Source organism: Streptomyces sp. NPDC058678 (assembly GCF_042714835.1).
Classification (GTDB): domain Bacteria; phylum Actinomycetota; class Actinomycetes; order Streptomycetales; family Streptomycetaceae; genus Streptomyces.
On sequence record NZ_JBHXSG010000063.1, the window covers coordinates 13,240 to 38,022 of the forward strand.

A 24,783-nucleotide genomic window follows, 5' to 3' on the forward strand; every position below is an offset into this window, starting at 1 on the left:
TGAAGGAGCCACCCCACCCATGTCCCTCACCGCACCGTGGTGGCGCAGCGCCGTCATCTACCAGGTCTACATCCGCAGCTTCGCCGACGGGAACGGCGACGGCGTCGGCGACATCGCCGGCCTCCGCTCCCGTCTGCCTCATCTCGCATCGCTCGGCATCGACGCCATCTGGATCAACCCGTGGTACAAGTCGCCGATGGCGGACCACGGTTACGACGTGGCGGACTTCCGTCAGATCGACCCGCTGTTCGGCACCCTGTCGGAAGCGGAGCAGCTCATCGAGGAAGCACACCGGCACGGGATACGCGTCATCCCCGACATCGTGCCCAACCACACCTCCGACCAGCACGCCTGGTTCCAGGCGGCGTTGGCGGCCGGGCGGGGCAGCCCGGAGCGGGATCGCTACGTCTTCCGCCCCGGGCGTGGACCGGACGGCGCCGAGCCGCCCAACGACTGGGTCTCCTGCTTCGGCGGCCCGGCCTGGACGAGGCTGCCCGACGGGGACTGGTACCTGCATCTGTTCGCCCCGCAGCAGCCCGACCTGAACTGGGAACACCCCGAGGTGCGGACGGAGTTCGAGTCGATCCTGCGGTTCTGGTTCAGCCGGGGCGTGGACGGCTTCCGTATCGACGTCGCCCACGGGCTCGTCAAGGACCCCGAGCTGTCGGACCTGCCGCCCCGCCAGGAACCGGCGGGGGTACTCGGGCCGCTCTCCCGCAGGGACGACGCGGACGACCTGCCCCTGGCCCGGCAGCACGTCGATCACCCGCATTGGGACCGCGACGGGGTGCACGACATCTACCGGGCGTGGCGCAAGGTGGCCGACGAGTTTCCCGGCGACCGGTCGTTCGTCGCCGAGGCGTGGGCGGACACCCCGGAGCGGCTCGCCGCCTACGTCCGCCGGGACGGACTGCACACCGCGTTCAACTTCGACTTCCTGATGTCAAGTTGGGACGCGAAGGACCTGCGCGCGGTCATCGACGACTCGCTCGCCATGCTCGGTCAGGTGGGCGCGCCGGCCACCTGGGTGCTCTCCAACCACGACGTCATACGCCACCCCAGCCGCTACGGCCGCAAGGCCGTCAAACGCTGGGTGGCCAACGAGCCGTACCGGCCCGAGGGCCCGCTGGACCTGGAACTGGGCACGCGACGCGCCCGTGCGGCCGCCCTGCTGATGCTCGCCCTGCCGGGCGGCGCCTACATCTACCAGGGTGAGGAACTCGGTCTGCCGGAGGTCGAGGACCTGCCCGAGGCCGTACTCCAGGACCCGATCTGGGAGCGGTCCGGACACACCGACCGCGGGCGCGACGGCTGCCGGGTGCCCCTGCCCTGGTCCGGGCGGAACGCGCCGTTCGGCTTCAGCCCGCCGAACGCCTCCGCCGAACCCTGGCTGCCCCAGCCGGCCGACTGGGGGACGCTCAGCGCGGAGGCGCAGACCGGTGACGAGACATCGATGCTGGAGTTGTACCGCGCCGCCCTGCACCTGCGCCGCGAGCTGCCCGCCCTCGGCGACGGCACCCTGACCTGGCTGCGGGCCCCTGCCGGGGTCCTTGCCTTCGGTCGCGACCCGGGCTTCATCTGCGTGGTCAACCTCTCGGCCGAGGCATACCGCCTGCCCGAACACACCTCTCTCGTGCTCTCCAGCGGCCCGGTCGCCGACGGCCTCCTGCCACCGGACCAGGCCGCCTGGCTGACGGTCTAGTGCTGGATTCCTCAAACGACGTACACATATCGGCGTCGCACGAGGCGAGTTGGTGGTGCTGGTCTTCCCCATATCCAAGGCCGGGCTCGGGCGTTGAGCTGGGACGTTGCGAGGCGGGTGGCTTGTTCGATCTCGGGTGGTCCGGCGAAGGACTGGCCGGCGCGGGCGGCCTTGCGGAAGATGCGCCACCAGCCTTCCTGGAGGTTTGAGCCAGCAGGCACCGACGGGGATGAAGACGTGCCGGATTCTAGGGTGGTCCTGAAGCCAGGTCCGGGTGGACAAGCTGTTGTGCGAGGACAGATTGTCGGTGACGACATAGATGTCACCGACAGGGTTGGCTGCCTCGACCTTCTGAAGAAACTGCTGGTAGAAGGCACTGTTACGGGAAGAGGCGGTCATGGTGAGCTCGTGTCCGTCCCGCACACGCAAAGCGCCGTAGACCGAGGTCTTCTCCGGCCCGCGACCGTAGTCGACCTCGGACTTGATGCGGTGCCCGTCCGGCGGCCAGCCCGGCGCCGGCGGGAACGTGCGGGGGATCACCGGTCCGAGCTCGTCGGCGCAGACGACCGTCGCGCCCTCGGGCTGGCAGGTGTAGAGCTCGATGATCCGCGTTGCTGGTCACGATCACCGACGCGCGTTCGTAGCGGCCGGAGATCAGATGGAAGAACAGGTTCGCCGCTTCCGGTTCGAACGGGATGTAGCCGACCTCATCGATCACCAGAACGGGGACGCGCGCGAGACGCAGCAGTTCGTCCTGGAGCTTGCCGGTGGTGTGGGCTGCGGCCAGGCGGTCGACCCACTGCGAGGCGGTGGCGAACGCGACGCGGTGCCCAGCCTGGCAGGCACGGATGCCCAAAGCGATGGCCAGGTGGGTCTTGCCGGTGCCGGGCGGGTCGAGGAAGACCACGTTCTCCTTGCCGGTGATGAAGTCCAGGGTGCCCAGATGGGCCACCGCCTCCCGTTTCAGCCCGCGCAGGTGAGCGAAGTCGAACTCCTCCAAGGTCTTGCGGGCGGGGAAACGGGCCGCGCGGATGCGGCCCTCGCCTCCATGCGCCTCGCGGGCAGCGACCTCGCGCTGCAGGCAGGCTGCCAGGTACTCCTGATGCGTCCAGGACTCGGCGGTGGCGCGTTCAGTAAGCCGGTCGGCAGCGTCCAGCAGAGCCGGTGCCCTCAACGCACGGCTGAGGAAGGCCAGTTCGGCAGCGACGTCCCGGGACGTGGTGGTGCGGATGGCCATGACTTTCACTCCTCTCCGCCGCCGCCCTCGATCAGCTGGAAGACGCGGTCGTAGGCCGGCAGATCCGGCTGTGCGACCTACACCGCCGCGGCACCGGCACCGGCCGGCGGTACTGGCTGCGCATCGCCGTGGCGGCATCGGCGTGGTCCGGGTCGGTCAGCGTCTGGTGGCGGGCCCAGCAGCGTGCATGCTCGGCGACCAGGCGGCCGTCCAGATGAGCTCGCACCGTTTCGGTGTCCGCCTCGATCCGCACGATCCGTCCGATCGCGGCCGGGTGGACGGAGTAGTCGCAGGTGTCCAGGCGGATGTAGTGGTCCCGGCCGATCCGCACCGAGGTCTGCCACCAGCGCGGCGGTGCGGTCGGCGGCAGCGGCAGCATCGCGGCCCGGTCGGCCTCCCACCGCTCGGCCGGGCGGGCCTCCAGGGTGCGGTGCACCCGCCTGTTGGCGACCTCAAGCCACGAGCTCAGCTGCATGTTGAAGTCGCCCGGGGAGGCGAACATCCTGCCGGGCAGGAACGACGTCTCCAGGTAGCCGTTGGCCCGCTCGACCAGCCCCTTGGCCTCCGGGTCGCGGGGCCGGCAAAGGATCACCTTGCAGGCCAGCAGCCCGGCCAGCGCGGCGAACTCATGCCCCAGGACGGCCCGTCCCTCGCGGCGGCGTCCGATGGCGGGTTCGTTGTCCCAGACCAGTGCCTTCGGCACCGCCTTCCAGCCGGACAGCAGGTCCCAGTGCCCGCTCACGAGATCGGCGGCCTGCCTCGACGGCAGCATCCGCGCGGTGATCACCCGCGAGTACCCGGCCACCATCACCAGCACCGGCGGGCGCCCGGTCTGCCCGAAGCCCAGCGGGATGTCCGCCGGCGGGAACCACAGATCGCACTGCGCCAGCTCGCCGGGCTGATACGCCGTCCGGGAGACCGGGTCCGCCGGAAGGTAGACCGGCCGCAGTTCCCGCACCCGTCGCTTCAGCACCGACAACGACCGTTCCCACCCGATCCGCTCGGCGATCACCGTCGCGGGCATCCGCGGGTACGCCGCCAACAGTTCGCGGATCGCCGGCTCCACCGCGTCCACGATCGAGCCCCTCGGCGCCCGCCGGTACTTCGGCGGATCATCACTGGCCACAGCCCGCCGCACGGTGTTCCGGGCGATCCCCAGATGCCGCGCGATCCCCTTGATCGACATGCCCTCCGCACGGTGGAGCCGCCGGATCTCAGCCCAGTCCTCCACACCGATCACCTCTTCCACCTGACTCCCATGCAGCCAGACTGATCACTTGATCACGGAAGGGGTCACTTTTCATCGACCGATAGGGGGTCACGGTTCACGGAACGGCGACATCCGGACACGAACTCGATGGAACATCCAAGATCCGGACCATACGCGGGCCAGACGAGCCGCAAGTGCCGCCCGTTCCATAATCGCCGCAGCTCACGGGCTCACGCGCGCCGTATGACCAGCAGACGAAGAACCTGCTGGGATCATTCCGCCACAGCATGCCCTCCAGGAAGCAGCACCAGGGCGCTCCCGCTACGGCCACCCACGCCTTGCGGTACCTCCACAAAACGACAGGCCGAGCACCAAGTCCCCGTACCGGCGGGTGACTCGGTCACTCGCCAAGTCTGAATCCGTCCAGCGGCCACCCAACCTGCAGCGACCGCCCTACCACCGCTAAGGCAGCACACTAGCCCTTACCGATATCTGATGACGCGTCAGTAGAGTTAGCAAAAGGTTAGCAAGCGTCCTGCCACAGCCACTCAAAGACGGGGACACCGTGAGATGGCGCAGCACCCCGCATCGGGCTTGCGACGCGCCCAGCCGCCCTCCCGCACACGATGGATCTGCGGAAGACAACGCACGGGGGCGAGTCGCCCACCCGTCACCGACCAATCAGCCATTTTCGCAGGTCAGCGAGCCCTTCCCCGCGGCTTCAGAGGCATCGGCGGGAGTTCGGGGGCCGGCAACGGGTCCCCGTCGTATCCCTTCACTTCCCCGAATCTCGACCCTTCCATCCAGTCCGCGCGGGCCTGCGCGATCTCCTCCTGGGTGCGGCCGATCCAGTTCCAGAACATGATCAGCTCCTCCTCGAACGGCTCACCGCCCAGCAGCATCAGGTCCGCGTCCGACTCGGCGCGCAGCGGGAGCTCGGTGCGGCCGCAGCCGAGGTAGAGCATCGAGCCCGGCAGCAACGGCACACCGTCCACCTGCGCCTCGCCGGACATGGACAGCACGGCGTACTCGAAGTCCGGCTCCAGCGGCAGGCGCACGTCCGTGCCGCGGGCGAGGGCGAGGTCCGCGCCGACGATCGGGCTGTACGTGGTGCCGGGCGAGGTCGCGCCGTCGAGGGTGCCGAGGATGAGCGTGGCCGTCACGCCCGGCGCCGTGACGACGGGCAGTTCGGCGTGGTGTTCGAAGTGCGGGTCGGTGTGGCGGTGGCCGTCCGGGAGGGCGACCCACAGCTGGGCGCCGTGCAGGAGTCGGGCGTGGGACCGGGGGCTCTCCTCGGAGTGGCTGATCGCCCGGCCGGAGGTCATGAGGCCCAGCTCGCGTGGGCGGATCGTCTGGAGGCTGCCGGTGGAGTCGCGGTGCAGGACCTCGCCCTGGTGCAGCCAGCTCACGGTCTGCAGGCCCATGTGGGGGTGCGGCGGCACCTGCATGCCGGGTTCGTCGGCGATGTCGTCGGGGCCGTAGTGATCGACGAAGCACCAGGCGCCGATCATGCGGCGGCCCAGGTTGGGCAGCAGGCGGCGGACTTCGGTGGACTCGCCGAGCTTGACGTGACGCGGGCTGAGGAGTTCCCGGACGGGCTCGGCCACCACGAAGCCGCGGCCGCCGCACAGGGCGGGAACCGCCTCGCGATCAAGATTGCTCATGGCGCTCAACCTAGCTCCGCGGGGGCTCCCACGTCAGGCCAACGAACCCCCGTTCATTAGTAGCCATGTACATAGTATCCATGTACTGTATTCACGAACCGAGGAGCACATGACCCCAGGGACAGAGGAGCAGTCATGACCACCACCGCGCCCATCACCGCACCCACCGTCGACGGCCGCGTCATCGGCCTTGCCCACTACGCCGGGCGCGCGGTCCTGGAGAGTGTCCTGGGCCGCCACGAGCTGACCTTCCAGCAGATGCTCACCCTGCGGCCCGTCGCGGTCGCCGACGCCCCCGTCGAGCGCGACGGAGTCGTCACACAGATCGCCGACGCGATCAAGATCGACACGGCGGACGTGCACCGCGTCGTCGAGGAGCTGGTTACCAAGCGCCTGGTGACGGCCGAGGGCCCGCAGCTGCTGGCCACGGATGCCGGACGGGACCTGTACGGCGAGGCGAGCGGCGAGACCGGGAAGATCTCCGCCCGGATCTACGACGGCATCTCCGCCGAGGATCTGGCGACCGCGGGGCGGGTGCTCACGCAGGTCACCGAGCGGGCCGACGCGGAACTGGCCGCGCTCGCCGAGCAGCTCCACAAGTAGTGGAATGTTTGACCATCTTGCGCGGTTGAAGGCGGCAAAGGAGGTCAGCAGTGGAAATGACGTACTACGACCACGGAACGCCGACCGAGCGCTGGGATCGCGCGCAGATGTTCTTCGACGCGAAGGAATACGCCGCCGCGGCGCGTGTCCTGGGCGGGCTGGTCGAGGAGGTGCCGGAGCAGACCGGACCGCGGCTGCTGCTGGCCCGCGCCTACTACCACTCGGCCCAACTGCGGCGCGCGGAGACCGAGTTGCGCGTGATCGTCGAGCGGGACCCGGTGGAGCACTACGCGCGGCTGATGCTGGGCCGCACCCTGCAGCGGCAGGGCCGGCACGAGGAGGCGGAGCCGCACATGCGCCTCGCCTCGGCACTCGCGGGCGACTTCGAGCAGCTCTGAACCGACCGTCGTCCGGGCCCGGTTCCCTTCCTGGGAGCCGGGCCCGAACCATGTCCCGCGCCCTCGGTGGCCGCAACCCCGCTACGCCGCGTCGGCACCGCTCGTCCGCGTGCGCCGGCCCCGCCGGTGGGCGATCTCGCCGAGCACGACGTCCACCACGACGAACGCGGCCAGCGGGATGCCGAACAGCGGAACGAAGTAGCCGAGCACGGCGATCACCGCCACGGACGGCAGCAGGATCTGCGGCGGCACCTGCTGCCAGGCACCGCGCGGGACGGGCCGGCCGAAGGAGGAGCCGCGGCCGCGCTGCCACCACATGCGGTACCCCAGGACGATCAGCAGGATCAGCGAGAGCGCCAGCAGCATCAGCGCGATCTGGTTGACCAGACCGAACAGGACGCCGGTGTGCAGGTCGATGCCCCAGCGGGTCAGCTTGGCCAGCACCGGGTAGTCGTCGAACCGCAGGACGTCGGTGACCGCACCGGTGGCGGGGTCGATCGCGACCGAGTCCTGCTTCTCGGGCCAGCTGCGCTGCACCTGCCTCACGACGTACGCCGACGAGGCGTCCGCGGGCGGGACGAGCTCGACGGGGTCGCCGAGCCCCTCCGCGCGGGCCGCGGCCAGGATCTTGTCGAGGCCCACGCCGTGCTCCGCGTCCCCGGCCGAGGCGGACGCGCCGTGGCCCGAGTGCTCGCCGGTCGCGGTCGACGTGACCGACGGGGTCGACTGGCCGAGCGAGGTGCGCAGTTCGTCGATGTTCGCACCGGCGTAGGTCGACCAGGTCAGGCCGGTCGCCGACAGGAAGAAGAAGCCGGCCGCGGCCCACACGCCGACGGTGCCGTGCAGGCCGAGCGTGCGGCGGCGCCCGCTGGTGCCACGCACCTTGCGCAGGGCACGGCGGCGGGACAGCCACAGGACCAGGCCGCCGGCCGCGATCACCCACAGCCAGCTCGCGGCGAGTTCGCTGTACAGGCGCCCGTTCTCGCCCAGGTGCAGGTCCCGGTGGAACTCGTCGATCCAGGTGCGCAGCGGCAGCGCCCCGGTCGAGCCGTACTGCTCCAACGCCCCCTGCACCTTGGCGGTGTACGGGTCGACGAACACCGCGAGGGTGTGGTTCGGGTCGACGCCCTCGACGCCGGACAGCAGCACCCTGGTGGTCGCGTCGTCCTCGGGCGAGGGGCGTATCGCGGAGACGGTGCCCCCGGGGTGGGCCTCGCGGGCGGCGGCCACCTGCTCGGAGATCGGCAGCTTGGCGTCGCCGACGGCGGAGACGGTCGTCTCGTCGGCGTAGACGATCTTCTCGGCCTGGAACGCGCCGGCGTACAGGAAGCCGGTGACGGCGGCGACGAACAGGAACGGCGCGACGAACACGCCGGCGTAGAAGTGCAGGCGCAGGATCAGTGGGCGCAGCGGGGCCCATCTGCTGGGGGACGACGGCGCCGGGGCGGCGACGGGTTTCGGGGCCTCGTCCGTGGTGGTCGAGGGAGCGGTGGACATCGGCGGGCTTCTCCCGGGGCAGGGGACGTTTCTCGGGCTGTGGCGGTCCAGAAGTCGGGGGAAGGGGCCGCCGAGTTCCCGGGGATGCGTGTGGTGTGCGTCACTCTGGAGGAGGGGTGTGCCGAGAGGTCGTGGCATCCTGGCGCGATGGTTTCTTCCCGTGATCGCGCGCCGCTGGCCGAACTGGTCGAGGAACTCCTGGCCACGGACGGCCCGTTGCCCATCGTCGCCGCGGGCGATCCGGTGCTGCGACGCGGCGCCGCGCGCTTCGACGGACAGCTGGAGCCGGCCCTGCTGGCCCGTTTCGTCGAGGCCCTGCGGGTCACGATGCACGCGGCGCCGGGCGTGGGCCTGGCCGCGCCGCAGGTGGGCGTGGGGCTGCGGATCGCGGTCGTCGAGGACCCCGCTCCCGTGCCGGAGGAGGTACGGCTGGTGCGCGGGCGAGTGCCGCAGCCGTTCCGGGTACTGGTCAATCCGTCGTACGAGCCCGTCGGCACCGCGCGTGCCGCGTTCTTCGAGGGCTGCCTGAGCGTGCCGGGCTGGCAGGCGGTGGTGTCGCGGCCCGCCGAGGTGCGGCTGACCTGCCAGGACGAGACGGGCCGCGCGGTGGACGAGGTGTTCACCGGCTGGCCCGCCCGGATCGTCCAGCACGAGACGGACCACCTCGACGGCACGCTGTATCTCGACCGCGCGGAACTGCGTTCGCTGTCCTCGAACCAGGCGATGGCGGAGCGGTGGGCGCAGCCGACGCCCAGGGAGGCGGCGGCCTCCCTCGGCTTCGAGTTGCCCCGGTGACCGGGTGGGTCAGTTGTCCCGGTACGCCTCCAGCAGCCGCAGCCACACCTCGCTGATCGTCGGATACGACGGCACGGCGTGCCACAGCCTGCTGATCGGCACCTCGCCGGCGACCGCGACGGTCGCCGAGTGGATCAGCTCGCCGACACCGGGGCCGACGAAGGTGACCCCGAGGAGGATCTCGCGTTCCAGGTCGACGACCATGCGGGCGCGGCCCTTGTAGCCGTCGGCGTACAGGCCCGCTCCGGAGACGGAGGCGAGGTCGTAGTCGACCGCGCGGACGCGGCGGCCGGTCTGTTCCGCCTCTGCCAGGGAGAGGCCCACGGCGGCCGCCTCGGGGTCGGTGAAGACGACCTGGGGGACGGCCGCGTGGTCGGCGGTGGCGGCGTGGGCGCCCCAGGGGTCGGACTCCAGGATCGGGACGCCGGAGGCGCGGGCGGCGATGGCGGCGCCCGCGATCCGGGCCTGGTACTTGCCCTGGTGGGTGAGCAGGGCGCGGTGGTTTACGTCGCCGACGGCGTACAGCCACTGGCTGCCGGTGACGCGCAGGCTGTCGTCGACCTCGAGCCAGGAGCCGGGCTCCAGACCGACGGTGTCCAGGCCGATGTCGTCGGTGCGCGGGGCGCGTCCGGTGGCGAAGAGGATCTCGTCGGCCTCGATGCGGTCGCCGCCGTCGGTGACGACCACGACCGTGCCGTTCTCGCGGGTGACGGACTCGACGGAGGTGCCGGTGCGCACGTCGGCGCCGGCCTCGACGAGGGCTTCGGCGACCAGCTCCCCGGCGAACGGCTCCATGCGGTTCAGCAGGCCCTTGCCGCGGACGAGGAGCGTGACCTGCGAGCCGAGGGCCTGCCAGACGGTGGCCATCTCGGTGGCGACCACTCCCCCGCCGACGACGATCAGCCGGCCGGGCGCCGCCTTTGCGCTGGTGGCCTCACGGCTCGTCCAGGGCCTGACCTCGGCGAGGCCGGGCAGGTCCGGCAGCACGGCGCGGGTGCCGGTGGAGACGGCCACGGCGTGCCGGGCGGTCAGTACCTTCTGCCCGCCGTCGGGGCCGGTGACCGTGACCGTGCGCGGTCCGCTGAGGCGGCCGTGTCCGCGGTGGACGTCGGCGCCGATGCTGTCGAGCCACTGGATCTGGCCGTCGTCCTTCCAGTGGGAGGTGTAGTAGTCGCGGTGGGCGAGGACCGCGGCCGTGTCGAGGGGGCCCTGCACCGCCTGGCGCAGGCCGGGCGTGCGGCGGGCGTCGGCGCGGGCGATGACCGGGCGCAGCAGGGCCTTGCTGGGCATGCACGCCCAGTACGAGCATTCGCCGCCGACCAGTTCGCTCTCCACGACCGCGGTGGAGAGTCCGGCCGCACGGGTGCGGTCGGCGACGTTCTCCCCCACGGGCCCGGCACCGAGCACCACGACGTCGTACGCGATGGATTCCGTTTCCGTCATGGGGTCAGTCTGGTGGGTGGTGTGCGCCGAGGCCACATGGGTACGTGCGCGGAATATGTACCAGGGCCGCCGTGTTGTGCCGACGGCTTCGCCCCCACACCAGGAAGAGGGATCACGCCATGAGCAGCACCGTGGAGCTCACCAAGGAGAACTTCGACGAGACGGTCACGGAGAACGAGTTCGTCCTGATCGACTTCTGGGCGTCCTGGTGCGGTCCGTGCCGTCAGTTCGCGCCGGTCTACGAGAAGGCCGCCGAGGAGAACCCGGACCTGGTGTTCGGCAAGGTGGACACCGAGGCGCAGCCGGAGCTGGCCGCGGCCTTCGGCATCCAGTCGATCCCGACCCTGATGATCGTGCGGGACCAGGTCGCCGTGTTCGCCCAGCCGGGCGCCCTGCCCGAGGCCGCCCTGACGGACGTCATCGGGCAGGCCCGCAAGCTGGACATGGACGAGGTCCGCAAGGCCGTCGAGGACCAGCAGGAGCAGGCCGAGCAGAACGGCCAGTGACCCGCCCTGCCGAAGGCCCTAGAAGGGGTACGGCGCCACGTCCGCGCGTACCGTCGTCCAGCGCACGTCGGTGAAGGCCTCCAGGTTGGCCTCGCCGCCGAAGCGGGCGCCGGTGCCGGACGCGGCGACGCCGCCGAAGGGGGCGACCGCCTCGTCGTTCACGGTCTGGTCGTTGATGTGCACGATGCCGGTCGGGATCCGCTCGGCGAGGTCCAGGCCGCGGGCGGCGTCCCGGGTGACGATGCCGAGCGAGAGTCCGTACGGGCCGGTCGCGGCCAGGGCGGCCGCCTCCTCGGGCGTGCCGAAGGATCGTACGGGCGCGACCGGACCGAAGACCTCCTCCGCGTAGGCGGGCGTGCCCTCGTCGACGTCGGCGAGGACCGTCGGCCGGTAGAAGAGCTCCTCGTGCGTGCCGCCCGCGGCCAGCTTGGCGCCCCGGGCCGTGCTCGCCTCCACCAGGCCGTGGATCTTGGCTAGCTGGCCGGAGTCGATGATCGGGCCGAGGTGGACCTGGCCCCGGAACGGGTCGCCGACGGCGAGGGAGTCGGCCTTCGCGGCCAGCCGCTCGACGTACTCGCCGTACAGCGACTCGTGCACCAGGTGGCGGCCGGTGGTCATGCAGATCTGGCCCTGGTGGAAGAAGGAGCCCCAGGCGGCCGTGGAGATCACCGCGTCGAGGTCGGCGTCCTCCAGGACGATCAGGGCCGAGTTGCCGCCGAGTTCCAGGTGCGCACGCTTGAGGTGACGTCCGGCGGCCTCGCCGACGGCCCGGCCGGCCGCGGTGGACCCGGTGAAGGAGATGACCGGCACCCGCGGGTCGGCCACCAGCGCCTGGCCGGCGTCCGGGCCGCCCGGCAGGACGTGGAACAGGCCCTCCGGCAGGCCCGCCTCGGCGAAGACCGCGGCGAGTGACAGTCCGCCGCAGACCGCCGTACGCGGGTCGGGCTTCAGGACGACGGCGTTGCCGAGGGCGAGGGCCGGGGCGACCGAGCGGATGGAGAGGATCAGCGGGGCGTTGAACGGTGAGATCACGCCCACGACCCCGGCCGGAACGCGCCGAGTGTAGGACAGCCGGGCCGCCTCGCTGGGCAGGACCTGCCCGGCCGGGCGGGAGGCGAGGGCGGCGGCCTCGTAGCACTCCTGGGCGGCGACGTGCAGCTCGAAGTCGGCCTTGCCGGGGATGGACCCGGACTCCCGGACCAGCCACTCGCGCAGTTCGTCGGCGTGCGCGGCGAACAGGTCGCCGGCCTTGCGCAGCACGCCCGCGCGGACGAAGTGGGGCACACTGGCCCAGTCGGTCTGGGCGGCGCGGGCCGCCTCGGCGGCGGTCCCGACGTCCTCGGCGGTGGCGAGGGTGACGGTGCCGAGCGTGTCGCCGGTGGCGGGTTCGGTGACGGCGTGTTCAGGTCCTGACAGGGTGCGCGATTGCCAGGTCTTGGGGTCGAGCAACGGCATGACGGCTCTCCGTTCGGTCACCGGAGGGACTCACAGGGTGAGCGGGAGTCCCGAGTAGTTCGCGGCCAGTTCGGCCGCCGCGTGGCGGGATGCGGTGATGCGGCGCAGCCGTGCGAGCTGCATCCGGTCGTCGAACACATCCCCATTTGGTTGAGCGTGCAACATCCTAGTCATGTCGTACGAGAACCGGGTCGCCTGCCACACCCTTGCGAGGCACAACTCCGAATAGCCGTCCAGGAGTTGCTCCGCTCCCGTACGGTGCAGCTCGGTGAGGGCGCGAGCCAGGACGCGGACGTCGGAGACCGCGAGGTTGAGGCCCTTGGCGCCGGTCGGCGGGACGATGTGGGCGGCGTCCCCGGCGAGCAGCAGCCGTCCGTGGCGCATCGGCTCGTGGACGTGACTGCGCATCGGCGTCACCGATTTGGCGGTGACCGGGCCGCGGGCCAGGGTCCAGTCGGCGTCGATCGCGAAGCGGGCGGCGAGTTCGTCCCAGATGCGTTCGTCGGGCCAGTCGCCCGGATCGGTCCCGTTCGGGACCTGGAGATAGAGCCGGGAGACGGCCGGGGAGCGCATGCTGTGCAGGGCGAAGCCGCGCTCGCCGCGGGCGTAGACCAGTTCCTCGCAGGACGGCGGGACGTCGGCGAGGATCCCCAGCCAGGAGTACGGAAAGTCGTGGGCGTACGTCCGGCTCGTCGCCGTCGGAAAGGCGTAGCGGGCGATGCCGTGGGAGCCGTCGCAGCCGACGACCCAGTCGCAGGCGAGCGTCCGTTCGCGGCCCTCGTGCCGGAAGTGTACGACGGGCCGCTCACTGTCCGGCTTCTCGATCGCCAGTGCCTCGGCTCCGAACAACAGCGGTGGCCCGTCGGCCAGTTGGAGGGCGACGAGGTCCTTCACGATCTCGGTCTGGGCGTAGATCGTGACGGTACGGCCGCCGGTGAGGGCCGGGAAGTCGATGCGGTGGCGTTCGCCCGCGAACCGCAGTTCGATGCCGTGGTGCACCAGCCCCTGGGTGTCGAGACGGTCGGCGGCGCCCGCCTCGCGCAGGGCGTCGACCGTGCCCTGCTCCAGCATTCCGGCGCGCTGGCGCTGTTCGACGTATTCCCGCGTCCTGCTCTCCAGGACCACGCAGTCGATGCCCGCCCGGTGCAGCAGACGGGCCAGGAGCAGTCCTGCCGGGCCACCGCCGATGATGCCGACCGTGGTGCGCATGGCCCGCCTCCCTGGGTCTCAGCTGGAGTCGCGGTGGACCACCGAGGCTCCCAGCACCGTGTGCGTCTCGGGCGCGGCGCCGGGGTTGCGCGCCGCGCGGTCGACCAGTTCGGCCAGGTCGCGGCCGGACGGCAGCTCGATGTGGACAGTACTCAGTCTGGGCCGCAACAGCCGTCCCAGCATCAGGTCGTCGGCCCCGATCACCGCCGCCTCCTCGGGAATGCCGACGCCCTCGTCCTGCAGGGCACGCATCAGCAGCATCGCGTACTCGTCGTTGTAGGCGAACACGGCGTCGAGGTCGAGCGTCCGCCAGCGGGCGGCGAGCCGCGCGGCGGCGGTCTCCTCATAGGCCAGGGACAGGGCGGTGACGGTGGCGTCGGTGCCGTGCAGGGCCCGTCGTACGCCTTCGAGGCGGGGCGTGGAGAAGGCGTCCAGGCCGGGTTCTTCGGGGACGACGACGCCGATGCGGCGCCGGCCGCGGGCGTACAGGTGGCTTCCGGCCGAGTGACCGACCGCCTGGTGGTCCATGAGCAGGGCGTGGGCGCCCTCGACGGCCTCGGGGCCGAGGGTGACCACGGCCCGGGCCCCGGAGCGCTTGAGCACGGTGACGCCCTTGGGGCCGAGGCCGGAGCCGGGCACCAGCACGGCTACCGGCCGCAGCTCGGCCCAGGCGCGGGCGGCCTCGTCGCCGTGCGCGCCGACCGCGCCGAACTGCACGACCGTGTAGTCGAGGCGGCCCAGGGCCCACTGGAGCTCGCTGATGAACTGGCTGTAGAGCGGGCCGACCGGGAAGGTCGGCGCGGGCATCAGGACCATCCGGCTGTGCCCGGCGCGCAGGCTGCGGGCCGCCGCGTGCGGCACGTACCCGAGCTCTTTCGCCGCCTCGTGGACGCGGCGGCGGGTGGGCTCGCTGATCCGGACGGCGCTGGTGTTGTTGAGGACGTAGGAGACGGTCGCGCGCGACACGCCGGCCAGGCGGGCCACATCGGCGCTCGTGGGCACGGAGCGCGGTACGGGCGACGCGGACGCGGGCGTTTTCGGTATCTGCACCATGACGTACCGCATCTTTGCAGAACCTGTGCGTGGAACTTTCGGGTGGGGGAACTTCGCGGCGAAAAAGACGCTCAGCGCGACTGTTCGCCCGCGGTTGCCGTCATCCGGTCGACCAGGTCGCACCAGCCGGCCTCCAGGCGCTCCAACGGCATCCCGCACTGCCGGGTCAGGTGATGGATCAGGACGGGGCTCACATATCCCATCAGCGTGTGGGCGAGGAGCTCGACGTCCGCGTCCGGGACCGCCTGGCGCAGCAGCAGGGCGACATGGCTGCGCAGGACGCGGCGGGGCGGGGCGGAGAACCGGCGTTCCGCGCTCGGTTCGGCCGCCAGTTGCAGGTCTAGTTCGTCGACCGAGCGGCGCAGCAGGGCGCAGCCGAAGGCCCGCAGTCGCTCGGCGGGGGGTGCCCCGGGGCCCAGCGGCGGGGGGCCGCTGAGGAAGGCTGCCTGGAACTTCTTCTCGGAGTGGTCGAGCAGGGCGGTCAGCAGGCCGGTGCGGTCGCCGAAGCGCCGGAACACCGTCCCCTTGCCGACGTTGGCGGCGACGGCCACGGCCTCCATCGTCACGCCGGCCGCGCCGTGCTCCGCCACCAGCCGGGCGGCGGCCTCCAGCAGCCGGGCCCGGTTGCGCGCGGCGTCGGCGCGCAGACCGGGCTCCTCCTCCAGGGCACCGACCTGCAGCAACTCGGGCTGGGCGACGGGCTCCTGAGGCTGCGGGAACGGAGGCAGGACGGCGGACATGAAAACAGCGTAAAGCATCCGGAACGAAACTGGACCGCGGTCCGGTTAGGATGCTAGAAAGTTAAACGGACCTCGGTCCGGATCGTAACGGCACTGTTTCAGCACCCGGGAGTTTCGCATGTCTGTTCGTATCCTCGCGCTCGTCGGCAGCCTCCGCGCCGGTTCGACCAACCGTCAGCTCGCCGAGGCGGCCGTCAAGCATGCTCCCGAGGGCGCCGACGTGGTGCTGTTCGAGGGCCTGGCCGACATCCCCTTCTACAACGAGGACCTCGATGTCGAGGGCAGCGTCCCGGCCGCCGCCGCCACGCTGCGCGAGGCCGCTGCCGCCTCCGACGCCTTCCTGCTCTTCTCCCCCGAGTACAACGGCACCATCCCGGCCGTCCTGAAGAACGCGATCGACTGGCTGTCCCGCCCGTACGGCGCCGGCGCCTTCGGCGGCAAGCCCGTCGCCGTGGTCGGCACCGCCTTCGGCCAGTACGGCGGCGTCTGGGCGCAGGACGAGGCCCGCAAGGCCGTGGGCATCGCCGGCGGCAAGGTGATCGAGGACCTCAAGCTCTCCATCCCCGGCTCCCTGACCCGCTTCGCCGAGACCCACCCGGCCGACGACGCCGAGGTCGCCGCGCAGCTCACCGAGGTCGTCGCCCGCCTGCACGGCCACGCCGGCGAAGCGGTCGCCGCCTGACGCGTCCGGACCCCGCAAGGGGCTGGAACCGCCGTATCACCGCAGGTCCCGAGGGGGCCGGAGCACGCACAGCGCTCCGGCCCCCTCGGCGCGTCCCCGGGCGCGCGCTCCCTCGAAGGTCAGGCCACCGCCGTGGACGCCAGCTCCCGCAGCTCCGCCAGCGCGGCCACCACGGCGGGGCGGGTCCGGCCGCCCCGGCGGGTGCAGGTGAGCAGCTTGCGGTGCGGGTTGCCCGTGCAGGGCACCCGGGCGATCGGCAGGTGCGGGGTGAGGTGGGCCAGCCGGGGGATCAGCGCGACGCCTAGCCGGTGGGCGACCAGATGGGCGGTGACGTTCCAGTCCAGCGCGTGGTGGACGATGTCCGGCGTGAACCCGGCCTCACCGCACGCGGACAGCACATGCGGGCGACAGGGGCTCTCCGGGACCGGGGCGATCCAGTCCTCGTGCCCCGCCTCCGCGAGGTCGACGCGTCCGAGCCCTGCCAGCGGATGGTCGGCGGGGACGACCAGGTCGAAGGGGTCGTCCAGGAGGGGCTGCTGATCGAAGCGCGCGTCGCCGAGCGGCGGGTTGTGCGGGGTCGCCTCGACGACCGCCAGATCGCTCTCCCCCTCGAAGAGCAGGTCGAAGCTCTCCGGCACGCCCGCCTCCTGGATGCGGACGGCCAGCCGCGGGTGCCGCTCGCGCAGCCGGACCGCCATCGGGGCCAGCAGCACCGAGACGGCCACCGGGAAACCACTCGCACGCAGCGGCCCGGCGGGCTCGCCGTGGTCGGCCCGGAGGTCGAGTTCGGCCTGTTCCCAGCGGGCCTGGATGGCGTCGGCGTGCGCGAGCAGGCTCTCGGCGGCCGGGGTGAGCCGTACCCCGCGCCCCTGCGGTTCGAGGAGGTCGACGTCCAGATCGCGGGCGAGCTGGCGGATCTGCTGGGAGGCGGCGGAGGTCGTGAAGTGCAGGGCGGCCGCGGCGGCGGTGACCGTGCCGTAGTGCGCGACCGCCCGCAGGACATGAAGCCGGCGCAGGTCAATCATGAAGCCCACGCTTCAAGGTCGGCTCCGGAAAGTCAACCTGGACGTGTACGAAGACTCCGGCGCACCCTGGCTGTGTCGCGACGGCCCATCAGATCCCGCACGAAGGAGTTCCCATGACCAGCACGACCGGCGCCGTCTGCCCGCACTGCGGTTGGCCCGACGGCGCCGAGCCCTTCCAGGTGGTGTCCCGGCACGGCACGGCGGCGGGGACCACGGTGTGGACCCGCTGCGCCTGTGGTTCGCTGCAGGTCCGGATCGTCGACGGCCGGGGCACGCGGATCGTCTCCCGCAGCCGCCCGGCCGCGGCTCAGTCGAGCTCCGCCAGCCGCTGAACGGCCGGGGCCACGAAGCGCTCGATCCACTCGGCCGGCTCACTGATGCGTGGCGCCAGGATCACCGTGTCGATGCCGAGCCCGGTGTAGCCGGCGATGTCCCGGGTGAAGGCGTCCAGGTCGCCCTCGGTGGCCGGTTCCCCCGTGTAGGCGACGGTCCTGCGGATCTCGTCGGGGTCGCGGTCCCCGGCCTCGCAGTGAGCGCGCAGGACGTCGAGCTTGTGCCGGACCTCCTTCGGGGAGGTGGCGAACAGGTTGCAGGCGTCGCCGTACCGGGCCACCAGGCGGAGCGTCTTCCGCTCGCCACCGCCGCCGATCATGATCTCGGGGTGCGGGCTGCTCACCGGCGCCGGGACGCACAGGGTCTCGGCGAGCCGGTGGTGCTCGCCCCTGAAGGGGCCGTTCGCCTGCGGGTCCCACATCTGCAGGCAGATCCGCAGGGTCTCCTCCAGCCGCTCGAAGCGCTCGGCGAGCGGCGGGAACGGCACGCCGAGCCCCTCATGCTCGCGGTCGTACCAGGCCGCCCCGATGCCGAGGGTGGCCCGGCCACCGGACAGCACGTCGAGGGAGGTGACGATCTTGGCCAGCAGTCCGGGGTGGCGGTAGGTCACGCCGGTGACCAGGGCGCCGAGCCGGACCGTGGAGGTGTGGGCCGCGAGGTAGCCCAGCGTCGTGTACGCCTCCAGCATCGGGTCCTCGGCGCCGCCGTTGAACTCCATCTGGAAGTAGTGGTCCATGACGGACAGCCGGCTCACGCCCGCCGCCTCGGCCGCGGCGCCCGTCGCGGCCAGTTCGCGGCCGAGTGCGCGGCCGCCCCCGCTGTGGTCGAACCGGTTGATGTGTACGCCCACCCGCATGTCCGCCTCCGCTCACCGGGACCGTCCGGTCCTTCGCCGACACCGGTGACGCTAGGTCTTGAAGCGCTCTCGAAGTCAAGCGTGGCGCGACGCCCTCACGCCACCTGTTCGGGCTCGACGGCCGCCTCCTGCTTCTTCGAGGCCCGCAGGCTGGTCAGCGTGGTGACCGTCAGGACGAGCACGATGAAGCCCAGCGAGAAGGGGATGCCTATCTCCGGGACATGGACGCCGGACTCGTGCAGCGCGTGCAGGACCAGCTTGACGCCGATGAAGCCGAGGATGATCGACAGGCCGTAGCTGAGGTGGACCAGCTTCCTGAGCAGGCCGCCGATCAGGAAGTACAGCTGCCTCAGGCCCATCAGCGCGAACGCGTTGGCAGTGAACACGATGTACGGGTCCTGGGTCAGACCGTAGATCGCGGGAATCGAGTCCAGGGCGAACAGGACGTCGGTGGAGCCGATCGCGAGCATCACGACCAGCATCGGCGTCATGACCCGCTTGCCGTTCTCCGTGACGAACAGCTTGGTGTCGTGGTAGCGGTCGGCCACGCCGAAACGCTTCTCCACCGCTTTCAGCAGCTTGTTCTCCTGGTACTCCTCATCGTGCCCCTCCTTGCGGGCGTCCTGGATCAGCTTCCAGGCGGTCCAGATCAGGAACGCCCCGAAGAGGTAGAAGACCCACGAGAACGCGGAGATGATGGCCGCGCCGGCCGCGATGAAGCCCGCGCGCAGCACCAGGGCCATGATCACGCCGACCATCAGCACGCGTTGCTGGTACTGGGACGGCACCGCGAACTTCCCCATGATCAGGACGAAGACGAAGAGGTTGTCGACGCTCAGCGACTTCTCCGTGACGTACCCGGCGAAGAACTCACCGGTGGGTTTGCCGCCGCCGAAGAGGAACAGCCCGACGCCGAACAGGCAGGCCAGGGCGACCCAGACGACCGTCCAGGTCCCCGCCTCCCGGACCGACACGTCATGGGGCTTTCTGCCGATGAAGAAGTCCGCGGCGACCAGCGCGCACAGGGCCGCGACGGTCAGCAGCCAGACGGTGGGAGAGACGTTCACTGGTACTCCTGGTGCGTGGGGGAATCGACAGCGTTGTCAGCGCATCCGGTCTCTTCCACCGACAGGAGATGAAGAACTGGCCATGTCCTGGTAAAGAACGGCAGGTCACACTGGGGCATGACCGAAATGCGCGGGCGCCCACCCGCCGTACGGCGGGCAGCTTCCGCCGGACGGCGGCGCCCCGGAGCCCGGCCGGGGCGCGAATCATGGCGCAACGAGCCGCCGCGCCCCGCGTCAGGAGATCCCATGAGTCACGTCCCGCCCCCGTTCGACCCGGAACTCGCCGCCGCCCTGGAAATGATCAAGGACCTCGTGTCACCCGGTTTCACCCCGGACGAGATCGACGCCGTACGCCAGGGCCCGGGCGTCCAGCTGCTGGCCGAGCCGGACCTGACCATGGACGGCCATTTCAAGGTCGAGGACCGTACGGTGCCAGGGCCCGAGGGTGCTCCCGAGATCTCGCTGCTGATCTGCCGGCCCACCGCTCCTGAGCTTGTGGGTGTGCCGCAGCCCGTCGTGTACCACGTGCACGGTGGCGGCATGATCCTCGGCACCAACCGGTTCGGGGTGGACGGGCCGCTGGCCTGGGCGAAGGAACTGGGCGCGGTCGTGGTGTCGGTGGAGTACCGGCTGGCGCCCGAGCATCCGCACCCGGCGCCGGTCGAGGACGTCTACGCCGGTCTCGTCTGGACGGCGGAGCACGCGGTGGAGATCGGCGGCGACCCGGACCGCATCGTCGTGGCGGGCGCCAGCGCGGGCGGCGGTCTGTCAGCGGCGCTGGCGCTGCTCACGCGGGACCGCAAGGGGCCGCGGCTGATCGGCCAGCTGCTGATGTGCCCGATGCTGGACGACCGCAACGACAGCGTCTCCAGCCACCAGATGGCGGGCCTCGGCGTGTGGGACCGTACGGCGAACGAGACCGGCTGGGGAGCGCTGCTCGGCGAGGCGCGCGGCGGTCCGGACGTGTCCGCGTACGCGGCGCCGGCCCGCGCCGAGGACCTGTCCGGGCTGCCGCCGGCCTTCCTCGACGTGGGTTCCGCGGAGACCTTCCGGGACGAGGTCGTCGCCTACGCCTCCCGGCTCTGGCAGGCGGGAGGGGTGGCCGAGCTGCACGTGTGGCCCGGCGGCTTCCACGGCTTCGACGGCTTCGCCCCGCAGGCGGCGCTCTCGCAGACGGCCCGGGCGGCGCAGTCGGCGTGGCTGGGCAGGCTCCTGGGCGGCGACCACTGAGGCGCCGGCCGGCCTCGGGGTCGTAAGCCGAAAGGGACCGCACCCCGCAGGCTCCCCGGAACGTGACCGCATGGCGCACCATGGACGCATGAAAGAGCTGGCCGGGCGCCTGACCGCGCTGGACCCGGACGCCGGCGCCGCCGTCCAGGTCATCGCCTACTTCGACCGACTGGCCGAGTCCCGGGCCGGTCTGGAGGCGCTGGTCCGTGGGGCCGCGGTGCTGGCCGGGGTGCCCGCGCGGCTCGTCGACACCGACCGGCGGGTGCGCGTCCGCGTCGAGGCCGACGGCACCCGCCGGGACACGGACCGTGCGCCGGATGCCGCCTGGCCGTCGGCCGCGCTGGCGCCGGGCGGGGCCGCGGCCCTGTGGCTGGAGCGGGCGGAGGCGGCGCCGAGCGTGGTCGACGCGGTGATCCTGGAGCGGGCCGCAGGAGCCGTACGGCTCGTCCTCGACCGCACCCGGGGCCGGGCTCGCACCGACGATCCCGCGCTGATCGAGACGGTCCTGGACGCCTCGGCCCCGGAACCGGCCCGGCTGCACGCGGCCCGCGGGCTGGGCCTGGACCCCGCGGCACCGGCACGCGCCCTGGCCCCGCGCGACGGCCGCCCCCGCATCGTCGCCGCGCACCCGGGGGCCGGACTCCCCACCGGCCGGCTCGGCGTCGGCCCCGCCGTCCCGGTGCCGGACCTGCCGCGTTCCTGGGCCGCCGCCCGTACCGCCCTGCGGTTCACCGCGCAGGGCACCGCGCAGGACCCCGGACCGCGCGTGGTGTACGCCGACGAGCTCGGCGGCATCGCCCTGCTGGCCGACCTGGTCGCCCCGGGCGCCGAACCCCCGCCCGACGTCCGGGCGCTGGAAGCGGCGGCCGCGACCACGCCCTGGCTGTCGGCCACCCTGCACGCCGTGGCCGCGACGGCGAGCCTGCGCGCGGCGGCCGCCGAGATCAACGTGCACCACTCCACGCTCCAGGACCGCCTGACCCACGCCGAGCACCTGCTCGGCTGGCCCCTGCGCACACCGCAGGGCCGGCTCAGACTGCAGCTGGCCCTGACGATGAGGCACCTGGCGCGGTCCTAGCGGTCACGGGCGCCGTCCGGCGGTCACCTCACCGGAACTCGTGGACGACCTGGATCCTGCCGACGATGTGGTCGTTGAACTCGTCCAACTCCTCGGCGGGCACCCACAGTTCGAGGATCGTCCGCCCGCCCGCCTGCTGGACGGGGTAACGGCTGAGGAACTCCGTGTCGACCTCGAAGCGGGTGACGTAGCCGGCGCCGTCGTGCTTGACGTTCCAGTCCCGGGCGATCCGGATCGCGTAGTCCTCGCCCAGGACCGGGTAGAAGATCGGCTGCTCGGGCAGCCGCGGCGGCCAGGCGCGCCGGTCCAGCTCGCGGACCAGGGCCAGCTCCTGGGGTCCGGTGGGGCGCCAGAGGGTGGTGGTGGCTCGGCGGCCGGTCATGGGTATCGCTCTCCGTGCCTGGTGCGGCAGTTGGGGTCTGGACCCTATCGGGGCGCGTGCCGGACGGCCACGGATAAAAAGAGCAATGCTTGCGTGCGCGGTATAAGCGCATCCGCTGGAAATTTCACGCATGCCCTATCCTGGATGGTCAGTCACCTCGGGACGGAGGAGCAGGCCCCATGACCGCCACAGACCCCGCACTCACCGCCCTCGCACAGGGCTGGTGCGCCCTCTCCCTGCTGCACGGCAGGATCGAGGCCCACATCGAGCGGGCCCTGCAGGCGGGGCACGACCTGAGCGTGCGCGAGTACTCCCTGCTGGACGTCCTCGGCCGCCAGCACGACGGGGAGGGCGGCCACCTCCAGATGAAGCAGGTCGCCGACGCCGTCGTCCTCAGCCAGAGCGCCACCACCCGCCTGGTCACCCGCCTCGAAGACCGCGGCCTGCTCTCCCGCTACCTCTGCCCCACCGACCGCCGCGGCATCTACACCGACGTCACCCCGGCCGGTCGTGAACTCCTCGAGGAAGCCCGCCCCACCAACGAGAGAGCCCTGCGCGAAGCACTCGACGAGGCCGCGCGGAACCCCGAACTCGCCCCGCTGGTACGGGCCGTCGAGACCCTCGGCGTAGCCGCATGAGCCTGCCGCCGCTTCCGCTGTCCGGGATCACCGTGGTCAGCCTGGAGCAGGCGGTGGCCGCTCCCTTCGCCACGCGGCAGCTCGCCGATCTCGGCGCCCGGGTGATCAAGGTGGAGCGGCCGGGCGACGGCGACTTCGCGCGCCGCTACGACACGACCGTGCACGGCCACTCCAGCTACTTCGTGTGGCTCAACCGGTCCAAGGAGTCCCTCACGCTGGACCTCAAGGACCCCCGGGGCCGCGAGATCCTGCACGAACTCCTCGGCGGCGCCGACGTGTTCGTCCAGAACCTCGCGCCGGGAGCCGCCGACCGGCTCGGCCTCGGCGTGGACCGCCTCCAGGAGCGGTGGCCGCGGCTGATCCCGTGCACGATCTCCGGCTACGGCACCTCCGGACCGTGGGCCGACCGCAAGTCGTACGACCTGCTGGTGCAGTGCCAGACGGGCCTGGTGTCCCTGACCGGCACCGCCGACGAGACCGCCCGCGTCGGCATCTCCGTCGCCGACATCGCGGCCGGGATGTACGCCTACACCGGCGTCCTCACCGCCCTCTTCACGCGCGCCACCACCGGCACGGCACACCCGGTCGAGGTGTCCCTGTTCGAGGCGCTGGCCGAGTGGATGGGCCAGCCCGCCAACTACACCCGCTACGGCGGCACCCAGCCCCCGCGCCTGGGCACCCAGCACGCGACCATCGCGCCGTACGGCGCCTACACGGCCGCCGACGGCAAGGACGTGCTGTTCTCCATCCAGAACGAACGCGAGTGGGTCGCGCTGTGCGCCGACTTCCTCGGGCGGCCCGAGCTGGCCGACGACCCGCGCTTCGCGACCGGCTCCGACCGGGTCGTCCATCGCGAGGAACTCAACGCCGTCGTCGCCGAGCGCGTCGCGCGCTCCGACGCCGAGGAGATCCTGAAGGACCTGGAGGCCATCGGCATCGCCTGCGCCGGGGTCAACGACATCGCCGGGTTCCTCGACCACCCGGTCCTCGCGGCCCGCGGCCGCTGGCGCGAGGTGGGCGTCCCCGGCGGAGAAACGGTGCAGGCGCTGCTGCCGCCGGCCGACCTGGCGGGGCTGCCGGCGCGCATGGACCCCGTACCGGCCGTGGGCGAGCACACCGAGGCGATCCTCACGGCACTCGGCTGGAGCACCGGCGACATCGAGGCGCTGCGCGCCGACGCCGTCATCTGACCACCGAGGACCGTCGGCCGGGCCGACGAGTGCGGCCGGGTCTCACCAGGGGAGTCGGCCCTCGGCGTCGAAGTAACCCCCGGTGGGACCGTCGGGGGTCACCCGGGCCATCCGCACGATGATCTCGGCGCCCTCCTCGACGGTCTGCGTACCGGTGTTCCCGTTCAGGTCCGTCGCCGTGTAGCCGGGCTCGACGGCGTTGATCCGCATGTCCGGGAACGCCTTCGCGTACTGCACGGTGATCGCGTTCACCGCCGCCTTCGACGTCGGGTAGGCGACGCCCGGGTAGGAATACGCCGGATGGTTCGGGTCGGAGAGCGCGGTCAGGGAGGCCAGGCCGCTGCTGACGTTGACCACGACCGGCGCGGCCGACCGTTGCAGCAGCGGGAGGAAGGCGTGGGTGACGCGGACCACGCCGAAGACGTTCGTGTCGAACACGCTCCGCATCAGGTCGGCGGTCACCTCCGCGGCGCCGATCACGCTGTTGCCCTCTCCCCTCGCCTCGATTCCGGCGTTGTTGACGAGGACGTCGAGTCCACCGTCGGATGCGACGGTCTTCGCCGCGGCCTCGACGGAGGCGTCGTCGGTCACGTCCAGGAGGACGAACCGGGCGCCGATCCGTTCGGCGGCCCGGCGTCCGCGCTCGGCATCGCGGCTTCCGAGGAGGACGGTGTGACCCGCTGCGACGAGCCGGCGGGCGGTCTCGAAGCCCAGGCCCTTGTTCGCTCCGGTGATCAGTGTTGTCGTCATGCGTCCAGGTTCCGGCGCGATGGCGCGGCCGGCCAGAGGC

The 24,783-nt window shown here is 71.8% G+C and carries 23 protein-coding genes and 3 pseudogenes; 11 read left to right on the plus strand and 15 right to left on the minus strand.

All coding sequences use genetic code 11. The features are described 5' to 3' along the window. Window positions 1–19: 19 nt before the first annotated feature. The gene (locus ACFWWR_RS38545; protein ID WP_383872755.1) at window positions 20–1,702 is read left to right on the plus strand and encodes a glycoside hydrolase family 13 protein; all 1,683 of its coding nucleotides are present in this window, start codon (window positions 20–22) and stop codon (window positions 1,700–1,702) included. Between the two features lie 267 nt (window positions 1,703–1,969). Here ACFWWR_RS38545 and ACFWWR_RS38550 read toward each other — a convergent pair. From ACFWWR_RS38550 to ACFWWR_RS38565, 4 genes and pseudogenes are all read right to left on the minus strand, one after another. Continuing rightward, a pseudogene (locus ACFWWR_RS38550) lies at window positions 1,970–2,242 on the minus strand (transposase); the annotation flags it as partial. 118 nt (window positions 2,243–2,360) lie between these two features. Then, a pseudogene (locus tag ACFWWR_RS38555) lies at window positions 2,361–3,077 on the minus strand (ATP-binding protein); the annotation flags it as partial. Further along, a pseudogene (gene istA, locus ACFWWR_RS38560) lies at window positions 3,049–4,179 on the minus strand (IS21 family transposase); the annotation flags it as partial. The pseudogenes istA and ACFWWR_RS38555, both read right to left, overlap by 29 nt. Before the next feature lie 668 nt (window positions 4,180–4,847). Further along, window positions 4,848–5,813, minus strand: coding sequence for a pirin family protein (locus ACFWWR_RS38565; protein WP_384308304.1), 966 nt, complete (start codon window positions 5,811–5,813; stop codon window positions 4,848–4,850). Window positions 5,814–5,948: 135 nt separating this feature from the next. On the opposite strand from ACFWWR_RS38565, the gene ACFWWR_RS38570 reads away from it, so the two are divergent. Both ACFWWR_RS38570 and ACFWWR_RS38575 read left to right on the plus strand, forming a co-directional pair. After that, entirely contained in the window at window positions 5,949–6,416 is a 468-nt protein-coding gene (locus ACFWWR_RS38570; RefSeq protein WP_384308306.1) for a MarR family winged helix-turn-helix transcriptional regulator, read from the plus strand. Between the two features lie 50 nt (window positions 6,417–6,466). After that, on the plus strand, window positions 6,467–6,814 hold the full coding sequence (locus ACFWWR_RS38575; protein WP_384308308.1) for a tetratricopeptide repeat protein: 348 nt from the start codon (window positions 6,467–6,469) through the stop codon (window positions 6,812–6,814). 81 nt (window positions 6,815–6,895) lie between these two features. On the opposite strand, the gene ACFWWR_RS38580 is transcribed toward ACFWWR_RS38575, so the two are convergent. After that, window positions 6,896–8,311: a PepSY-associated TM helix domain-containing protein gene (locus tag ACFWWR_RS38580; RefSeq protein ID WP_384308312.1), complete on the minus strand. Its 1,416-nt coding sequence runs from the start codon at window positions 8,309–8,311 to the stop codon at window positions 6,896–6,898. 147 nt (window positions 8,312–8,458) lie between these two features. On the opposite strand from ACFWWR_RS38580, the gene ACFWWR_RS38585 reads away from it, so the two are divergent. Beyond that, the gene (locus ACFWWR_RS38585) at window positions 8,459–9,106 is read left to right on the plus strand and encodes a peptide deformylase (RefSeq protein WP_383872772.1); all 648 of its coding nucleotides are present in this window, start codon (window positions 8,459–8,461) and stop codon (window positions 9,104–9,106) included. A gap of 9 nt (window positions 9,107–9,115) precedes the next feature. On the opposite strand, the gene ACFWWR_RS38590 is transcribed toward ACFWWR_RS38585, so the two are convergent. Next, a complete protein-coding gene (locus ACFWWR_RS38590; RefSeq protein ID WP_384308315.1) occupies window positions 9,116–10,549 on the minus strand; it encodes a dihydrolipoyl dehydrogenase family protein in 1,434 nt (477 codons plus the stop codon). Window positions 10,550–10,668: 119 nt separating this feature from the next. Here ACFWWR_RS38590 and trxA point away from each other — a divergent pair, with 119 nt between their 5' ends. Further along, entirely contained in the window at window positions 10,669–11,055 is a 387-nt protein-coding gene (trxA, locus tag ACFWWR_RS38595; RefSeq protein WP_383872777.1) for a thioredoxin, read from the plus strand. 18 nt (window positions 11,056–11,073) lie between these two features. Here trxA and ACFWWR_RS38600 read toward each other — a convergent pair whose 3' ends face one another. The 4 genes from ACFWWR_RS38600 to ACFWWR_RS38615 form a co-directional block, all read right to left on the minus strand. Beyond that, complete coding sequence (locus tag ACFWWR_RS38600) at window positions 11,074–12,510, minus strand: benzaldehyde dehydrogenase (protein WP_384308318.1); 1,437 nt, start codon at window positions 12,508–12,510, stop codon at window positions 11,074–11,076. A 30-nt stretch (window positions 12,511–12,540) separates the two neighbouring features. Beyond that, complete coding sequence (locus ACFWWR_RS38605; protein WP_383872782.1) at window positions 12,541–13,719, minus strand: 4-hydroxybenzoate 3-monooxygenase; 1,179 nt, start codon at window positions 13,717–13,719, stop codon at window positions 12,541–12,543. Between the two features lie 18 nt (window positions 13,720–13,737). Next, the gene (locus tag ACFWWR_RS38610; RefSeq protein WP_383872784.1) at window positions 13,738–14,772 is read right to left on the minus strand and encodes a LacI family DNA-binding transcriptional regulator; all 1,035 of its coding nucleotides are present in this window, start codon (window positions 14,770–14,772) and stop codon (window positions 13,738–13,740) included. A gap of 71 nt (window positions 14,773–14,843) precedes the next feature. Then, window positions 14,844–15,512 (minus strand): TetR/AcrR family transcriptional regulator, encoded by a 669-nt coding sequence (locus tag ACFWWR_RS38615; protein WP_383872786.1) that lies wholly within the window; start codon window positions 15,510–15,512, stop codon window positions 14,844–14,846. Window positions 15,513–15,630: 118 nt separating this feature from the next. Here ACFWWR_RS38615 and ACFWWR_RS38620 point away from each other — a divergent pair, with 118 nt between their 5' ends. After that, the gene (locus tag ACFWWR_RS38620; protein WP_384308321.1) at window positions 15,631–16,194 is read left to right on the plus strand and encodes an NAD(P)H-dependent oxidoreductase; all 564 of its coding nucleotides are present in this window, start codon (window positions 15,631–15,633) and stop codon (window positions 16,192–16,194) included. Window positions 16,195–16,313: 119 nt separating this feature from the next. Here the strand turns inward: ACFWWR_RS38620 and ACFWWR_RS38625 are convergent, their stop codons facing one another. Next, window positions 16,314–17,219 carry a LysR family transcriptional regulator gene (locus ACFWWR_RS38625; RefSeq protein WP_384308324.1) on the minus strand — a complete coding sequence of 302 codons (906 nt, stop codon included), beginning with the start codon at window positions 17,217–17,219 and terminating at the stop codon, window positions 16,314–16,316. Between the two features lie 113 nt (window positions 17,220–17,332). On the opposite strand from ACFWWR_RS38625, the gene ACFWWR_RS38630 reads away from it, so the two are divergent. After that, window positions 17,333–17,551, plus strand: coding sequence for a hypothetical protein (locus ACFWWR_RS38630; RefSeq protein WP_384308327.1), 219 nt, complete (start codon window positions 17,333–17,335; stop codon window positions 17,549–17,551). Here ACFWWR_RS38630 and ACFWWR_RS38635 read toward each other — a convergent pair. Together ACFWWR_RS38635 and ACFWWR_RS38640 are read right to left on the minus strand one after the other, a co-directional pair. Then, entirely contained in the window at window positions 17,527–18,408 is an 882-nt protein-coding gene (locus tag ACFWWR_RS38635; RefSeq protein WP_384308330.1) for an LLM class F420-dependent oxidoreductase, read from the minus strand. The genes ACFWWR_RS38630 and ACFWWR_RS38635 overlap by 25 nt on opposite strands. Window positions 18,409–18,503: 95 nt before the next feature. Then, window positions 18,504–19,475 carry a TerC/Alx family metal homeostasis membrane protein gene (locus tag ACFWWR_RS38640; protein WP_384308332.1) on the minus strand — a complete coding sequence of 324 codons (972 nt, stop codon included), beginning with the start codon at window positions 19,473–19,475 and terminating at the stop codon, window positions 18,504–18,506. A gap of 246 nt (window positions 19,476–19,721) precedes the next feature. On the opposite strand from ACFWWR_RS38640, the gene ACFWWR_RS38645 reads away from it, so the two are divergent. Together ACFWWR_RS38645 and ACFWWR_RS38650 are read left to right on the plus strand one after the other, a co-directional pair. Then, window positions 19,722–20,705 (plus strand): alpha/beta hydrolase, encoded by a 984-nt coding sequence (locus ACFWWR_RS38645; protein ID WP_384308334.1) that lies wholly within the window; start codon window positions 19,722–19,724, stop codon window positions 20,703–20,705. Between the two features lie 88 nt (window positions 20,706–20,793). Then, window positions 20,794–21,783: a helix-turn-helix domain-containing protein gene (locus ACFWWR_RS38650; protein ID WP_383872803.1), complete on the plus strand. Its 990-nt coding sequence runs from the start codon at window positions 20,794–20,796 to the stop codon at window positions 21,781–21,783. A gap of 28 nt (window positions 21,784–21,811) precedes the next feature. On the opposite strand, the gene ACFWWR_RS38655 is transcribed toward ACFWWR_RS38650, so the two are convergent. Next, a complete protein-coding gene (locus tag ACFWWR_RS38655; protein ID WP_383872806.1) occupies window positions 21,812–22,165 on the minus strand; it encodes a hypothetical protein in 354 nt (117 codons plus the stop codon). Between the two features lie 179 nt (window positions 22,166–22,344). On the opposite strand from ACFWWR_RS38655, the gene ACFWWR_RS38660 reads away from it, so the two are divergent. After that, window positions 22,345–22,803 carry a MarR family winged helix-turn-helix transcriptional regulator gene (locus ACFWWR_RS38660; RefSeq protein ID WP_383872809.1) on the plus strand — a complete coding sequence of 153 codons (459 nt, stop codon included), beginning with the start codon at window positions 22,345–22,347 and terminating at the stop codon, window positions 22,801–22,803. Further along, window positions 22,800–23,993, plus strand: a complete 1,194-nt coding sequence (locus ACFWWR_RS38665) for a CaiB/BaiF CoA transferase family protein (protein WP_384308338.1) — start codon at window positions 22,800–22,802, stop codon at window positions 23,991–23,993. The genes ACFWWR_RS38660 and ACFWWR_RS38665 overlap by 4 nt, the downstream gene beginning before the upstream one ends. Before the next feature lie 42 nt (window positions 23,994–24,035). Here ACFWWR_RS38665 and ACFWWR_RS38670 read toward each other — a convergent pair whose 3' ends face one another. Next, on the minus strand, window positions 24,036–24,743 hold the full coding sequence (locus tag ACFWWR_RS38670) for an SDR family oxidoreductase (protein ID WP_383872816.1): 708 nt from the start codon (window positions 24,741–24,743) through the stop codon (window positions 24,036–24,038). Window positions 24,744–24,783: the final 40 nt, after the last annotated feature.